The following is a 15,023-nucleotide window of genomic DNA, read 5'->3' as shown; positions in this document are numbered from 1 at the left end:
GCTGATAAATCCCTAGACCAAGCCTCCGTGCTTATGCAATAAGATTTCCGACTGACTCAATTCGTTTTTCTGCCGCTCTATGTCTGAAGTTTCTTCAATAAAGCCAAGTGCCTTTGCAAGCAACACCGAGCGCGTGTTTGCACGCTCTGCAATGATGCAAAAGCGTTGCACAGGATAATTTTTGGATAAAAGTAGTAGTAGCTGTTTCGTAGCAATCTTGGCATAGCCATTTCCCCAAAACCGGCTAGCAATACCATAGGCGATATGCGCATCACCATCTTGGTGAATAGTTGCAGTTAAATAGCCGACGATATGGCCCAATTCATTCTTAATAACCCACCCCAGCCAATCTTGCGATCTATCCGGTGACTTGCCGCTGGCATTTCGTTCAATGCGCTCACGCAGCGCATCTGCTGTGGCGGGGCGGTGAGCGATGTCAACATACTCATAGAGCAGGGGATCGTTCATGACCTGGAATAATTCAGCAGCATGATGAGGCTGTCTTGGCTCAATAAAAGAGATCGGCACTGAAGCCCTCGAGTTTGAAGTTGAAGCACGGGCTAAAGTTTATCAGCCCAATATTTTATTGCACTGAAAATCGGTGGGTTACACCAAAGGTGAAGTGCTTTTGTCTAACCTTCCTTACGAAACCATGTGATATTTGTTTTTTTATGCATTTTATTGAATGAATTATTAACCACGATGATTGCACTGGGCTTTTGAGACTCCCCTTGAAGCACGCCGAAGCGAGGAATAAGCAGCTCGGGGTTTCGGAAAAGGGGTAGCGAGGCAGCGAGCGAGCAGCCTTTTTCGCCGAGCTGATTATCCGCAGTGAGGGGCCTTCGTGCTGGTCGGGGCGGCCTTCTTTGCTTACTTTCTTGGCCGTTCAAGAAAGTGAGTCCCACGCGGGGGAATCTCGCACCTAAATCAAGGTGCCGAAGGCACTAAATAAATTTGTTTTATCTGTATTGCGTGGGCTAAACCTTAAGCGCTGAGCGAAGCACAAGCTCTACCCCCTATATAAATCAACATCCCCTCTCCCCAAACTGGCATCAAAAGTCAGTTTCAGGCAGACTGCCTGTTCCATTCCTGATTCCCCCGAAGTGACCCCAGCGTGAACAAATACAGCCAGATTTTTGCCGATATCGTTGCGGATATTGATAATCAGCGTTTGCAAAAGGGCGAGAAGATTCCTTCAGAATCTGAGCTGATGAATAGCTATGCGGCAAGCAGAGGTACGGTGCGTAAGGCGGTGGATCAGTTGCAGGAGCGTGGCTATGTGCAAAAAATCCACGGCAAGGGGGTGTTTGTTTTAAAGCCGGGCAATATCGAATTTCAACTCAGCGGGATTGTCAGCTTTAAAGAATCTTACGAGCGCTTAGGGCGGGCGGTGACGACGCAGATTGCTGATTTTCAATTGATCAGCGCAGATAAATCGCAGGCTAAGCTTTTGCAGGTGGCAGAAAAAACCGAGCTGGTGCGTATTAAGCGGGTGCGTAATATTGATGGCGAAAACGTGATTCTGGATATTAATTATTTTGTGGCCGAGCTGATTCCCGGCCTTACGCCGCAAATTGCGCAGAATTCGATTTATGAATATATAGAGAAAGTACTGAAGTTAAATATCTGCTATGCCCAGCGGGTATTTGAAGCCCAGCCCTGTCTTGAAGACGATCGTCGCTATTTAGATTTAAATGGTATGGATCATGTGATTGTGGTGAAAAACCACACCCATTTCTACGATGGCCGCCAGTTTGAATACACCGAATCTCGGCACCGGCTGGATAAATTCTTTTTCTCTGATATTGCACGGCGTTGATTATCTGCTCCGCTTTGGCAATAGCAATAAAGGTGCGGCAATGCCAAAGGCTAGCGCTAATACAATCATGATGGCTTTTACGCCGTGCACACCGGCAGCAATTAAAAGGGCCGTGCCGTCTGCTTCTGCCGACATGGTGGCGATGCCTAATAAGGCTTGCACAGATTGATACATCGATTTGCCGGGAATCATGGGAATAGCGGCGCTAATGGCGTAAATCACGCCGGGCTGATTGTGGCGGTCTGCCCACAGCTCGGCCACGATGCCGATTAATAATGCCGCCAATAGCGTGCCAAATACCATATCGCCATCCATGGTTAATACCAGCTTACGCACCGCATGGCCTGATACGGCCAGAATGCCGCACATCCATAATGCTTTGGGCGGCACATTAAATAAAAGTGCAAAGCCTAATGCGGCGGGCGCTGCCATCAGCTCTATCATCCAGGGTGTAGACATTTAGATTCCTAATATACGCAGTGCCAGACTAATGCCAATGGCAATACCCAGAACAATGACGGCACTCATGGTAAATCTAACAATGCCATTTAAATAATTGGCATTAAGCAAATCAGATGCGCCATTAATTAAGGGCACGCCGGGAATTAAAAATAATACCGAGGCGGCCATCGCGGTATCGGGCGTGCTGGTGAAATCTCTTAATAAGCCGGTGCAAAGCAGGGCCACAAAGCTGGCCACGCTTGCAAATACAAAGGGCTTAAAGTGGTGCAATACGAGTTGAAAGCGCACCGCCATTCCTAATGATGCGCCCAGAGTAGTAATCATAATTGCCGCAGTATCGCCGCCAAATAAAGCTGCAAATGCGCCGCAAGATAAGCCCACAAATAAAGTCACCACGCTGCGTGGGTAATGGCCTTTAGCTTGGGCAATTTCATCTAATGCCAATTGGGCATCGTCGGCATTCAGTTGGTCTTTCTCTAGGGCTAATAGCCAGTCATCTAATGCAGTTAATAATGAAAAATTCACCCCCATGTGCGGTGCTTTTCTAAAGCCGGTTTCCCGCTCGTGTTCTCGCTCTATAGTGGCGCCAATATTGGTGGATGAAATAATCACCTCAACTTGCACCGCGCCCAGCGCCTTGGCCGTGCGCTGAATAATCAGGGAGGTGCGATGCGTGCCCGCCCCAGATTGATGGGCAAGCAGGCCAGCCTTTAAGGCCAGCGTCAGAATATCGGTCAGTGCGTAGATGGCTTTCATAGGCTTAGGCTCAGCGCAGGCGCGAAACAAACGTCAACAGAGCTTTCATCATAAAGTAATTACATTGGAATGCTTTATCCACGATCAAGCAGGCAGTAAAACAGGCTATTTTTGCGTGGGTTTGTGGATTTTTGTGCATTGGCCCGTGCGCGGCCCTGATGTGCGTGGTTTTAAGCCATTTGTGCTTTGAAAATACCCCCTAAAAAGGGCGTTTATCCAGCTCATACTGATGGTTGCTGTGTTTGATTTAGCTTAAAAGTCAGTGAATTTAAGTACTTAACTGGTACATACGAGTATTGACACAACTCGTCTGTACGAGTTAAATGCATTACTGTAAATATTACACAAAGAGGCAGATAGATGAGCTACGACTACCGGCAGATTGCACAGCAGATCCTTGATTCAATAGGTGGGGCAGAAAATATCGAGCAGGCGGCGCACTGTATTACGCGGCTGCGCATTGCTTTAAAAGACGAAGGCAAAATCAATCATGAGGCGCTGAAGGTGGTTGATCTGGTGAAAGGCCAGTTCAGCAACGGCGGCGTGTTTCAGATTGTGATTGGCTCGGGCGATGTGGATAGGGTTTATGCCCAGCTGATCGATCTGGCCGGCAGAAGCGCCGCTACCGTGGCCGATGTAAAAGGCAGCGGCGACAATAAGCTTAACCCTTTGCAGCGCTTGGTAAAGATTTTCTCTGATGTGTTTATGCCAATCTTGCCCGCGATCATTGTCGCCGGTCTCTTGATGGGGATAAACAATCTGCTCGGCGCCAAGGATATGTTTATCCCTGGCAAAAGCTTGCTGGATGCGTATCCGGGCCTCAGTGGTTTGTGGCAGCTGATTAATATGATGGCCAATACCTCTTTTGTGTTCTTGCCTGCCTTGGTGGGCTGGTCGGCGGCAAAGCGCTTTGGTGGCAGCGAAGTTTTGGGCATTGTGCTGGGATTGCTGCTGGTGCATCCGGATCTGCTCAATGCCTGGAATTACGGCAAGGCCGCAGCGGGGCTAGATGGTCAGGCGATTCCTTATTTCGATATCTTGGGCCTGTTTAAGATTGAGCGCGTGGGCTACCAAGGGCAGATCTTGCCTATCCTGGCCGCCACTTGGGTGATGAGTCAGGTAGAAATCTGGCTGAAAGCACGCGTGCCTAATGCGATTCAACTGCTGGTTGTGCCGATCACCACCATCGTAGTTAGCGGCGTGCTGGCTCTCGCGGTGATTGGGCCGGTGGCACGTGGCCTCGGCGTGTTGATTACCCAAGGCTTGGTGCATGTTTTTGAAGTGGCTCCAGTGCTGGGCGCGGCGATTTTTGGTGCGCTGTATGCGCCGCTGGTGATTACCGGTATGCACCATATGTTTATTGCGGTGGATTTGCAGCTGATTACCAGCCACGGCGGCACTTTTATCTGGCCAATTATTGCGCTATCCAATATTGCGCAAGGCAGTGCGGCTTTGGCGATGTTTTGCATTGCAAAAAGTGCCACCGAAAAAAGCATGGCGTCTACCTCGGCAATCTCGGCATTCTCCGGCATTACCGAGCCCGCCATGTTTGGGGTAAATCTGCGCTTTAAATATCCTTTCTACGCCGCGTTGATAGGCTCTGCCTGCGCTTCGGTCTTGATTACCCTCAACCACGTTTTAGCTTCCGCGATTGGCGTGGGTGGCTTACCCGCGTTTATCTCGATTGTGCCGGTGCATATTCCGGTGTTCTTACTCGGCACCTTAGTCGCCGTCATTGTGCCATTTACGCTGACATGGCTGTTTGCCAAACGCGCATCGTGGAAAGGCGAAGCGGTATTGGCGGGGCAGTCGGTTTAAATCGTGGGTGGATTTTGGTGATGGCGAGTCTGTTAATTAATGACCACGCACTTTGCATAGGGCTTAAAAATCCCCTTGAAGCACGCCGAAGCGAGGAATAAGCGGATCGGGGTTTCGGAAAAGGGGTAGCGGGCTTGCTCCCGAGCAGCCTTTTTCGCCGAGCCGATTATCCGCAGTGAGGGGCCTTCGTGCTTTTGAGGTTGCGGTTTTGCTTACTTTCTTGGCCGTTCAAGAAAGTGAGTCCCCGCGGGGATGCCGCACCAAAATCAATGTGCCGAAGGCACTAAAAAGAGTCTTTTGAATTTGGCTGGCACGTGTTTGGGGGAAGCTCACTGATTTGTAGCATTCCCGACAAGCTTCCATCGTATTTGGAAGCTGCCAGCTCATTTCACCAAACAAGCATTCGTAGTAAAGCAGGGAGTTTTAAGATGCAACAAGACTGGCAATCATCAGTGGTTTATCAAATTTATCCTAAAAGTTTTAGCAGCCATCAGGGCAAGGCGACGGGCGATATTCTGGGCATAGTAGACAGATTGGATTATTTGCAATGGCTGGGCGTAGATTATCTGTGGCTGACGCCGATTTACGCCTCACCGCAAAAAGACAATGGCTACGATGTCAGCGATTATTACGCGATTGATCCGGCTTACGGCAGCATGGCCGATTTTGATTTGTTGCTGAGCGAGGCCAAGGCGCGGGGCTTACGAATCATGCTGGATATCGTGGTGAACCATAGCTCGGTGCAGCATGCCTGGTTTCAGGAGGCTTTAAAGGGGCGTGATAACCCTTACCGTGATTTTTATATCTGGCGCGATCAGCCCAATAACTGGCAATCCAAATTTGGCGGCCCAGCATGGGCGCTTGATCCGGCCAGCGGCCAGTATTACCTGCATTTATTTGATGAAAGCCAAGCGGATTTAAATTGGGAAAACCCAAAGCTGCGCCAAGCCGTGTTTGAAATGATGCAGTTTTGGGCTGATAAGGGCGTGGCAGGTTTTCGCCTTGATGTGATTAATCTGATCTCCAAACAGCAAGATTTTAGCGACGACGAGAGCGATGGCCGCCGTTTTTATACCGATGGCCCGCGCGTGCATGAATATCTGCAAGAAATGCATCGCGCCGTATTTGCCGGGCGTGATTTGCTAACGGTAGGTGAAATGTCATCGACTACCTTACCTCACTGTATTCAATACTCGCGGCCAGATCGCCATGAATTATCTATGACGTTTAATTTTCACCATCTGAAAGTGGATTACCCGAATGGCGAGAAATGGGTGGCTGCGCCTTACGACTTTATCGAGCTAAAACGCATCTTGTCGGATTGGCAAAGCGGTATGAATGAGGGCGGTGGCTGGAACGCTATTTTTTGGTGCAACCACGATCAACCGCGCGTGGTTTCACGCTTTGGCGACGATGGCGAGTATCGGCTGGAATCGGCCAAGATGCTGGCTACCACGCTGCACGGCCTGCAGGGCACGCCCTATATTTATCAGGGCGAGGAAATCGGCATGGCTAATCCGGCCTTCTCCCAGATCAGCGATTACCGTGATGTGGAAACGCTGAATGCTTACCAAAACCTGAGCGCAGCGGGCGTACCCGAGGCCGGTATCATGGCTGCAATTAAGCAAAAATCCCGTGATAATTCCCGCACCCCAATGCAGTGGAATGATGGCCTAAACGCAGGTTTCTCCAGCGCTGAGCCGTGGATAGGCATCGCCAGCCAGCCAGAAAAAGTAAATGTGGCTGCGGCGATGGCCGATCAAAACTCGGTGCTGCATCACTACCGCCAACTGATCGCACTACGCAAAACATCGGCAGCGCTTAAATACGGCGAATACCAATGCCTGAGCGAGCAAGATGCTGCGGTATGGGCCTATACCCGCAGCTTGCCGGATGAAATCTTGCTGATCGTGAGCAACTTTAGCGCTAGCGAGGCAGATTTCTCCCTCCCTCCGCTGACTATTCCAGCGGATTGGGCTGCTGAAGTGCTGCTGGCCAATTACGAGCACAGCACTAACGATTTCAAGCACTTTAAATTACGCCCGTATGAATCGCTGCTGATTCGATTTAGCCCTTCTTAATAAGCTTCATCCCCTGATTTCTGCCGTCAGGCAGTTTTGTCCCCGTCGCTGCTATGCGCTGCGGGTGGGGACGCTTTTGCTTGTAAAAACATAAAAGGAGTAGAGCGATGTATAACTCATCGATGAAAGCCATGCTGTTGAGTAGTTTGTTGATAAGCCTGCCCGCAATGGCATTCGAGTTTCATGGCTATGGCCGGATTGGCTCGGGGGCTTCAACAGGATCTGGTGGTGCGCAAAGCTGTTTTCAGCTGGCGGGTGCCGAGACCAAATATCGCCTTGGTAATGAGTGCGAGTTATACGGCGAGCTGGAAATGAGCCATGACTTTTATAAAAGCGAGCAGGGCAGCACCTTTACCGTAGTGGGAATGGGCAGCCTCTATAACCGCAACGATAGATCGCCCACTTTTCAGCCCGATGATGGTAGCGCCAGAGCGCCGCAGATTTACGCCAAATACAGCAATATCCCTGAGCTAAATGGTGCAACGCTGTGGGCAGGTCGTCGCTATTACAAGCGCCATGATGTGCATATCACCGACTTTTATTACTGGAATCCAAGCGGCACAGGGCTGGGGATTGAGGACTATAAAGTGGGCGATTTAAAGCTTAGCTATGCCTTCTCGCGTGAGGACAATATTTATCAGGCGGATTACGCCAATAAGCATGACATTCAGCTTGGCGGCATTGCCACAAATAAAGGCGGTGAAGTGGCGCTGGGCCTGAGTTATATCCAGGACGCAGGGCAGGTGAGCGGGGCCAATAGCGGCTGGTCGCTCACCGCGCAGCATGAGCAGAAGGGCTGGCTGGGTGGCAGCAATAAATTTGCCATTCAGTATGGTGTTGGCCCCGGTACGGGCTTGGGCTATACCGGATCCTTGTTGGCAAACCAAAGCAATAAGCGCCTGCGTTTGATCGAGTCCTTTGATTGGCAAGCTACGCCGGAATTCGGTGGCCAGCTGACTGCGGTTTATCAGCGTGATCAAAGTGATGCAGGCAGGCAAACGTGGTGGTCGGCTGGGGCAAGGCCGGTTTATGCCTTTAGCCAGAATTTTAAATTAGTGGGGGAGGTGGGCCATGATCGCGTTGAGGCTTTCGATGGGCAAACGCGCAATCTAAGCAAGCTGACCATTGCGCCAACGTTTACCTTAGATAAAGCATTCTGGAGCCGCCCGGAGCTGCGTCTGTTTTACACCTATGCCCGCTGGAATGAAGCAGCTCAAAATGCGGCAAGTAGCGGATCTGCGATGTCTAAGACAGGTACGTTTGGTGCCGATTTAAATGGCTCTACTTACGGCGTGCAGCTTGAATATTGGTGGTAAAGCGGGTTTTATATATTAATAAAAATAGGGGCGCTAAATGCGCCCCTATTTTTATTTGTAGTTCTATTTACAGCGATTTTTCAAACTGCTGCACCAGTTGATGCAGCTCGCCAGCAATTTGCGTGAGCTGCGATGCGGTTTGGCCTACTTCGATGATATGCCCTACATTTTGCTCATTTAGGGTATTCATTTTCACCATCGTCTGTGCGACTTCTGAGGACGCTGCAGATTGATTATTGAGCATTTCTGCTACTTGCCTTGCTGATTGATCTACACCGTGGCTGCTGGTGGCGATCTCACTTAAGGTGAGCGTGCAGGCATCAATTTTTGCTGTGCCTGCATGAACTGAATTGACGGCTTCACTCATGGTAGAGAGTGCTTCTTTGGTACGAGCTTCTACGCTATGAATAGTGCTGGCAATGCTGACGGTACTGGCGCTGGTTCGTTCTGCTAATTTGCGAACTTCATCGGCAACAACGGCAAATCCCCTTCCTGTTTCACCGGCTCTTGCTGCCTCAATTGCTGCATTGAGGGCGAGCAGATTAGTTTGATCGGCAATTTCACGAATGGTTTGGGTTACTACGCTAATTTCGCGCACTGCATCTGAAAGCTGGCCGAGCGTAATGCGAGCCTGATCAACAACATTGACTACTTCCTGTGTGGATTGTTGGGCTGCATTCATTTCTTGCGCACCTCTCGTTGCCAAATCATTGGCTTGGGCGGCATGATTAACACTCAGACGCGTTGCCTGACTAATTTCATCGACGCTGACGCTCATTTGTTCTTGTGCAGCAGCAACGGTGGCTACTGCATTTGATTGCTCTTGACTGCGCTTAATAAGCGCTTCTGCTCTTTTTGCAACGTCTTTGGCTCTTTCATCTACCCGGCTGCCAGCGAGTACAACATCAGCAAAAATAGCACGTAAATTGATACGCATTGATTCTAAGGAAACCAGTAAATGGCTAAATTCCTTAGGGGCCAGAGCATCTACATCAAATCGAAAATTTCCTTCGCTTAGTTGAGAAAAGGCATTTTCAATCCGGCGAATCGGATCTGTAAAAGATTGAGTTAAATACCAGCCACCACCAACTGCTGCGAGTGCAGATAGGGCTAAGAGCATAGGGGCAAAGGGTGAGGCGAGTGCTGGAATAGTAATCCCTGCAATAACGAGCCAGATTCTATTTCTTAAAGAGAGTTTTTGCGGCCATTTGGTGGCAGTAAGCTGAGCTTGTCCGGAATTGACTTTGATATAGAGCGCTTCAGCGGCAGCAATTTGCTCTCGGCTTGGTGTATTACGCACCGACATATAGCCAATTTTCTTACCGTTTTCTAATAGCGGAGTTACAAAAGCTTCTACCCAGTAATGATCGCCATTTTTGCAGCGGTTTTTAACAATGCCGCGCCAGGGTAAGTCTTTTTTTAAAGTTTGCCACATATCTGCATAAGCGCTGCTTGGCATAAAGGGGTGGCGCACAATATTGTGTGGTTCACCAATTAATTCTTCATTACTAAAACCTGCAATATCTCTGAAAGAGGAATTTGCATAGCTGATTTGGCCTTTTAAATCAGTCTTACTCACAATGGGGCGGCGTGGGTCTACGCTGATTTCGTGCTCGGTAATGGGCAAATTGCTACGCATGAGGATATCCAGAAGGGCGGGCTAAGCGGAAAAGGTGTCATTGAATAATAGGATTACAATTTACTCTGAAGCAAGTTGTAGCTTACTTGAAAAGATGCAATTTCTAAAAATACGTTTACATAAGTGACATACATTAGAGATTACTACTTAATGTCGTGGGCTGACTATTAATATTAGCCCCAATAACAAAGTGGGTAATGCAGGGGCGGATGAGGATGAGTGCTAAGGCGTTAGAAAAACGCTTGAAATAACAGGCAATAAAAAACCCCAAGACCGAAGTCTTGGGGTTTTAATATTTGGTCGGGGCGGTGGGATTCGAACTCACGACCCTCTGCTCCCAAAGCAGATGCGCTACCGGGCTGCGCTACGCCCCGAATCTCTTTCGCATTGCTGCGAAGAGGTGCGCATTATTACTGAGGCTGTACCGCTTGTCAACTGTTTCTGTTAATTGATATGTCGGCCAGCAACAGCAGCGATTGCAGATAGGGATTCATCGTCAATCCTGCCAGGCAATCTTTAGCCAGCTGAGCTTCTTGGGCAGCAACAGCACGCGCGTATTCTAAAGAGCCGCTGGCTTGTACTGCTGTGAGTACGGCTGGCAATTCATCACGGTTGGCGTGTTGCAAGGCGGTGCGAACAATCGTTGCTGCCTCTGCCGTGCCGTGGCTCATCACATGAATCAGCGGCAAGGTGGCTTTACCTTCAGCTAAATCATCGCCGAGGGTTTTGCCAATTTCGCTGGTTTTGCCAGAGTAATCTAATACATCGTCAATAATCTGGAAGGCGGTGCCTAAATGCATACCAAAACGCGCCATGCGATCTTCGGTATCAGGATCACTTTCGGCAAGGATGGCACCAAGGCGGGCCGCTGCTTCAAATAATTTAGCTGTTTTGTAGCGAATCACTTTTAAATAAGCGGCTTCATCAATATCGACATTACCGATATTCATCAGCTGCAGCACTTCGCCTTCGGCAATGATGTTGGTGGTATCGGCCAGCACTTGCATAATTCGCAAGGAACCGCAGCTCACCATCATCTGAAACGCGCGCGAGTATAAGAAGTCGCCAACTAAAACAGATGCGGCATTGCCAAACAGCACATTGGCGGTGTCGCGGCCACGGCGCAGATCGGATTCATCGACCACATCGTCGTGCAGTAGCGTCGAGGTATGAATAAACTCGATGACGCCAGCCAGCTCGCGGTGATGGGTGCCTTCATAGCCTAAGGCTTTTGCCGACAGTAGTACCATCATCGGACGCAGGCGTTTGCCACCTGAGTTCACAATATATTCGGCGACTTGCCGCACTAGAATGACGTCAGAATAGAGGCGATCGCGAACCACTTGATCCACTGCCTGCATTTCTTCGCCGATAACTGATTTTACGAACGCCATTGCCACGCTTGTGCCCCGTACTGCTCGTGCATGAATTAATCGCGCATGTTAGCAGAAACTTCAGCGCTCCGCTTTGTCCTAGCTATAGGAGATTGCCGCTATAGCGCTGTGGCACTCGTCACCGCTGTGCGTAAGTGCTTGACTTGATTCGTTGTTCGGCGTAGCATCGCGCGTTTCCCGATTCGGGAAGACGTTTTGCTGCTCGCGCTATTTATAATAGAGGGCGTGACAGGTAGTAAAGCGCAAGACCCAAACTCTCCAATGGAGCTTGTTATGTATGCAGTCGTAAAAACCGGGGGCAAGCAGTATAAAGTTGTCGTCGGCCAAAAACTTAAAGTAGAACAGATTACTGCAGACATCGACAGCCAGATCGTACTGAATGAAGTATTGATGGTGGCAGACGGTGAAGCAGTGGTGATTGGTGCCCCACTGGTAGCTGGTGCATCTATTTCCGCAACCGTGGTAACACACGGTCGTGGCGATAAGGTGACCATTTTTAAAATGCGTCGTCGTAAGCATTATCAGCGCCATCAAGGCCATCGTCAGAATTACACTGAATTGCGTATCGACGCGATTGTTAAGTAATTCCGCCTTTTCGTAATTCAGTAGGAGTGTTGCAACATGGCACACAAGAAAGCTGGCGGTAGTTCACGTAACGGCCGCGACTCACATTCAAAACGACTTGGTATCAAGGTTTACGGCGGCGAATTAATTCCTGCTGGTTCTATTATCGTGCGTCAGCGCGGTACAGAATTCCACCCAGGCGATAACGTTGGTGTCGGCAAGGATCACACCTTGTTTGCGCTGAAAGATGGCTATGTAAAATACGCAGTGAAAGGCGCTCTGAAGCGTCGCACTGTAACCATCTTGCCTTACGTTGGTGAAGAAGTAGCTGCTTAATTTATTAAGCAATACTGGTATATTTTAAAGCCCTGTCCATCATGGATGGGGCTTTTTTTCTATCGGAAGTTTTGGTTCTGTTGCTTGTTATTTTTTGGCCTACATTGGGCTAAACAAGGCTAAAAAAACAACAAGCAACAGTGCCTTGCCCAAAACAAGCGGGCAGTCTTCTAAAGTATTTTGTTGGAGCTCTACGCATGAAATTTATTGATGAAGCAAAAATTGAAGCCATTGCCGGCAAAGGTGGTAGTGGTTCCGCAAGTATGCGCCGTGAGAAATTTATTCCTCGTGGTGGCCCGGACGGCGGCGATGGTGGCCGCGGCGGTAGCGTTTGGGCGGTTGCGGATGAAGACATCAATACATTGGTTGATTACCGTTTTGTAAAAAAATATAAAGCCCGTGATGGTGAAAACGGCCGCGGTGCAGATTGTTACGGCAAGGGTGGCGATGATGTTGAATTGCGCATGCCAGTGGGCACATCGATTGTAGATGCTGAATCAGGCGAGTTAATTGCAGACTTAACCGAAAGTGGCCAGCGCGTTGTGATCGCCAAGGGCGGCAAGGGCGGTTTGGGTAATTTGCACTTTAAATCCTCTGTTAACCGCGCCCCACGCCAAACTGCACCGGCTGAAGAAGGCGAGCGCCGTGAGCTGCGTTTAGAGCTTAAAGTACTGGCTGATATCGGTTTGTTGGGTATGCCTAATGCCGGTAAATCAACCTTTATTCGCGCCGTTTCTGCGGCTAAACCCAAGGTGGCTGATTATCCGTTTACCACTTTATTCCCTAATTTGGGCGTAGTGCGTATCGATGATAACCGCAGCTTTGTTGTGGCTGATATTCCTGGCTTGATCGAAGGCGCGGCTGAGGGCGCTGGCCTGGGGCATCGCTTTCTGAAGCATTTGCAGCGGACTGGTATTTTGCTGCATATCGTTGATCTGGCTCCGTTTGATGAGTCGACCGATCCAGTCGCTGAAGCCTGCGCAATTGTTGAAGAGCTGCGTAAATACGACGAAGAGCTGCATAAAAAACCGCGTTGGTTGGTGCTTAATAAACTGGATATGATTCCAGAAGAAGAGCGGGAAGAGCGTGTGGCCAACTTCCTGAAAGCCTATGGCTGGGAAGCGGGTGAGCATGATGCCTATGAAGCGTTTGATCCGATGCAGCCGCGCTTGTTTACTATTTCTGGTTTAACAGGCGAAGGTTGTCGCGATCTAACTTACGCGATCATGGATTACCTAGAAGCCGCGCGTATTTACACGCGCAATCAAGACAAAATTCGTAGCGAACAATTAGAAATCGCTCGTGAAGCTGCTGCTGTTGCAAAAGCGGCCGCTGATGCGGTAAAAGAAGCCGCCAAAGAGGCTGCAAAAGTTGCTGCTACACAGGCAGATTTATTGGCTTCTGACGATAGCGCTAGCGCGTAATTAGATTTAATACTCCGCCAAGTGCTAGCCTTGAACGTGAAATGTTCGGGCTGGCACTTGCGGGGTGTACGCGTTAAGCTCCCTTCCCTTTGTACTCATCTGCCGGTCACATGCAGAACGACTCCGCTCTCTTAGAATTTTTTCAGCCTGGCTTTGTGCCACTCGATCTGCCGCCATTGGCAGGGCTGATCCGCGCTCGCCCCTATTTAGACGCTTTTATCACGCTCTTTCGAGGGGGTGAGGAAGAAGTCATGGTGCGCCTCTTGGTGCTGCGTGAAATTGGTGCGCGCGCACAGGCGCCGCGCTGGACGCCGCAAGATTTGCAAGCGCACTTTGCTTATATCAATCCTGTAAAGCTTGAAACCGTTCTAAAGCGGATCCGCGATAACGGCCTTTTGGTATGGGATTCGGATGAGCAGCTTTATTCCTTGTCTGAGCCGGGCCGCATTGCATTGGCTTCCATCGGCACCCTGGTGCAGTTTTCAGATGGCGATGCCGAGTTAGGGTATTTAACCGCGCAAGTGGCGGCGGGGCAGTCGGTTGGGCGAGTGGCGCATGAAGCGTTACAGCATCTCTTGGCTCGCTTGAATGAGTTATATCGTGATTTTGAAGAAGCACTCGAATCGCAATCTGAGTTCCAAATTCGCAAGGCGCAATCTAAGCTGGAAAGTGTCTGGAAGTGGGTAGAGAAAGGCACCGAAGTCATGCATGCCATTTTGGATGATGACACGCTGGATCTGCTGACTCTGAATCAGGCGCAAGCCATTGCCACCGCACAAAGCCGTATGCTGCGTTTAACCAGCGTATTTCAACGTCGTTTAAGTGAGCTGGCCGCGCAGCGTGTGCATTTGGGCGAATCCGGGCTGACTTCTACTAATGTGGCCGATTGGCTACGCCGCCTTGATCAGGATGAATTGGCTGATCTGGGTCGTGATTTATTGATCTTCCATCCCGAGCCGGTGTTTGTAACGGCGGATGAGTTATTAGATATTTCTGAGTACGAGCTAGTTAGTCGTGAGCGTCTTGAATATATCGAGAGCGCCCTGCCATCGAGCGAAATAGCAGAAGACGTTGAAGCGATGGAGGTAGAGCGCCTCTTGGATGCAGAAGCGCTGTTTGAAGAGCTGGGCGCACTGGCTGCCCGTGGCGGCACGGCCGAGCTATTTGAACAAGTGGTGGCGGATACTTACAACGTAACAGCTTATCGCTTATCTTTGCTTTCTTTGCTTGGCGACGCCGATGCTGCGCTAGAACAAAGTGTGGTGGCAGATTTAGTACGCCTGCCTTTGTTCCTAGAAGCAGAGGAAGGGGTGGAGTTGCTGGAGCACATAGAAGTTGCCGCAATTAGCCGAGGTCGTTTACGCCCTGTTGACGTACGTTAGCTTAAATTGTGTGTATTGCTTTCTGTATTGGA

General features: G+C 49.7%; 13 protein-coding genes and 1 tRNA gene. 8 read left to right on the top strand and 6 right to left on the bottom strand.

Annotated features, from left to right (window positions below; translation table 11 throughout):
* Positions 1–12 precede the first annotated feature (12 nt).
* The gene (locus tag VN23_RS14635) at positions 13–528 is read right to left on the bottom strand and encodes a GNAT family N-acetyltransferase (RefSeq protein ID WP_156455208.1); all 516 of its coding nucleotides are present in this window, start codon (positions 526–528) and stop codon (positions 13–15) included.
* A 586-nt stretch (positions 529–1,114) separates the two neighbouring features.
* Here VN23_RS14635 and treR point away from each other — a divergent pair.
* Positions 1,115–1,819, top strand: coding sequence for a trehalose operon repressor (treR, locus tag VN23_RS14630; protein ID WP_046351456.1), 705 nt, complete (start codon positions 1,115–1,117; stop codon positions 1,817–1,819).
* Here treR and VN23_RS14625 read toward each other — a convergent pair whose 3' ends face one another.
* Both VN23_RS14625 and VN23_RS14620 read right to left on the bottom strand, forming a co-directional pair.
* Positions 1,820–2,278, bottom strand: coding sequence for a threonine/serine exporter family protein (locus VN23_RS14625; protein WP_046351457.1), 459 nt, complete (start codon positions 2,276–2,278; stop codon positions 1,820–1,822). It abuts the gene before it with no gap.
* Entirely contained in the window at positions 2,279–3,037 is a 759-nt protein-coding gene (locus tag VN23_RS14620; RefSeq protein WP_046351458.1) for a threonine/serine ThrE exporter family protein, read from the bottom strand.
* Positions 3,038–3,397: 360 nt separating this feature from the next.
* Here VN23_RS14620 and treP point away from each other — a divergent pair, with 360 nt between their 5' ends.
* The 3 genes from treP (at position 3,398) to VN23_RS14600 (ending at position 8,252) form a co-directional block, all read left to right on the top strand.
* Positions 3,398–4,855 (top strand): PTS system trehalose-specific EIIBC component, encoded by a 1,458-nt coding sequence (treP, locus tag VN23_RS14610; RefSeq protein ID WP_046351460.1) that lies wholly within the window; start codon positions 3,398–3,400, stop codon positions 4,853–4,855.
* A gap of 428 nt (positions 4,856–5,283) precedes the next feature.
* Positions 5,284–6,936, top strand: coding sequence for an alpha,alpha-phosphotrehalase (treC, locus tag VN23_RS14605; RefSeq protein WP_046351461.1), 1,653 nt, complete (start codon positions 5,284–5,286; stop codon positions 6,934–6,936).
* Between the two features lie 107 nt (positions 6,937–7,043).
* On the top strand, positions 7,044–8,252 hold the full coding sequence (locus VN23_RS14600) for a maltoporin (protein ID WP_046351462.1): 1,209 nt from the start codon (positions 7,044–7,046) through the stop codon (positions 8,250–8,252).
* A gap of 67 nt (positions 8,253–8,319) precedes the next feature.
* Here the strand turns inward: VN23_RS14600 and VN23_RS14595 are convergent, their stop codons facing one another.
* From VN23_RS14595 to VN23_RS14585, 3 genes are all read right to left on the bottom strand, one after another.
* Positions 8,320–9,891 carry a methyl-accepting chemotaxis protein gene (locus VN23_RS14595; RefSeq protein ID WP_046351463.1) on the bottom strand — a complete coding sequence of 524 codons (1,572 nt, stop codon included), beginning with the start codon at positions 9,889–9,891 and terminating at the stop codon, positions 8,320–8,322.
* Positions 9,892–10,188: 297 nt separating this feature from the next.
* Positions 10,189–10,265 (bottom strand) — tRNA-Pro (locus VN23_RS14590).
* A 57-nt stretch (positions 10,266–10,322) separates the two neighbouring features.
* Positions 10,323–11,285, bottom strand: coding sequence for a polyprenyl synthetase family protein (locus VN23_RS14585; RefSeq protein ID WP_046351464.1), 963 nt, complete (start codon positions 11,283–11,285; stop codon positions 10,323–10,325).
* 273 nt (positions 11,286–11,558) lie between these two features.
* On the opposite strand from VN23_RS14585, the gene rplU reads away from it, so the two are divergent.
* The 4 genes from rplU (at position 11,559) to VN23_RS14565 (ending at position 14,991) form a co-directional block, all read left to right on the top strand.
* Positions 11,559–11,870: a 50S ribosomal protein L21 gene (rplU, locus tag VN23_RS14580; protein WP_046351465.1), complete on the top strand. Its 312-nt coding sequence runs from the start codon at positions 11,559–11,561 to the stop codon at positions 11,868–11,870.
* Positions 11,871–11,906: 36 nt separating this feature from the next.
* Positions 11,907–12,185 carry a 50S ribosomal protein L27 gene (gene rpmA / locus VN23_RS14575; protein WP_046351466.1) on the top strand — a complete coding sequence of 93 codons (279 nt, stop codon included), beginning with the start codon at positions 11,907–11,909 and terminating at the stop codon, positions 12,183–12,185.
* 197 nt (positions 12,186–12,382) lie between these two features.
* Positions 12,383–13,609: a GTPase ObgE gene (gene obgE, locus VN23_RS14570; protein ID WP_046351467.1), complete on the top strand. Its 1,227-nt coding sequence runs from the start codon at positions 12,383–12,385 to the stop codon at positions 13,607–13,609.
* 110 nt (positions 13,610–13,719) lie between these two features.
* Positions 13,720–14,991 carry a hypothetical protein gene (locus VN23_RS14565; RefSeq protein ID WP_046351468.1) on the top strand — a complete coding sequence of 424 codons (1,272 nt, stop codon included), beginning with the start codon at positions 13,720–13,722 and terminating at the stop codon, positions 14,989–14,991.
* The last annotated feature ends 32 nt before the right edge of the window (positions 14,992–15,023 follow it).

The sequence above is a fragment of the Janthinobacterium sp. B9-8 genome (assembly GCF_000969645.2).
GTDB lineage: Bacteria > Pseudomonadota > Gammaproteobacteria > Burkholderiales > Chitinibacteraceae > Iodobacter.
This window is presented reverse-complemented; position numbering and strand designations above follow the sequence as displayed.

Bases quoted from the DNA above. Each gene is read 5' to 3' on its own strand.
- VN23_RS14625 (WP_046351457.1), bottom strand. From the start codon at position 2,278: ATGTCTACACCCTGGATGATAGAGCTGATGGCAGCGCCCGCCGCATTA.
- VN23_RS14620 (WP_046351458.1), bottom strand. From the start codon at position 3,037: ATGAAAGCCATCTACGCACTGACCGATATTCTGACGCTGGCCTTAAAG.
- treP (WP_046351460.1), top strand. From the start codon at position 3,398: ATGAGCTACGACTACCGGCAGATTGCACAGCAGATCCTTGATTCAATA.
- treC (WP_046351461.1), top strand. From the start codon at position 5,284: ATGCAACAAGACTGGCAATCATCAGTGGTTTATCAAATTTATCCTAAA.
- VN23_RS14600 (WP_046351462.1), top strand. From the start codon at position 7,044: ATGTATAACTCATCGATGAAAGCCATGCTGTTGAGTAGTTTGTTGATA.
- VN23_RS14595 (WP_046351463.1), bottom strand. From the start codon at position 9,891: ATGCGTAGCAATTTGCCCATTACCGAGCACGAAATCAGCGTAGACCCA.
- VN23_RS14585 (WP_046351464.1), bottom strand. From the start codon at position 11,285: ATGGCGTTCGTAAAATCAGTTATCGGCGAAGAAATGCAGGCAGTGGAT.
- rplU (WP_046351465.1), top strand. From the start codon at position 11,559: ATGTATGCAGTCGTAAAAACCGGGGGCAAGCAGTATAAAGTTGTCGTC.
- rpmA (WP_046351466.1), top strand. From the start codon at position 11,907: ATGGCACACAAGAAAGCTGGCGGTAGTTCACGTAACGGCCGCGACTCA.
- obgE (WP_046351467.1), top strand. From the start codon at position 12,383: ATGAAATTTATTGATGAAGCAAAAATTGAAGCCATTGCCGGCAAAGGT.
- VN23_RS14565 (WP_046351468.1), top strand. From the start codon at position 13,720: ATGCAGAACGACTCCGCTCTCTTAGAATTTTTTCAGCCTGGCTTTGTG.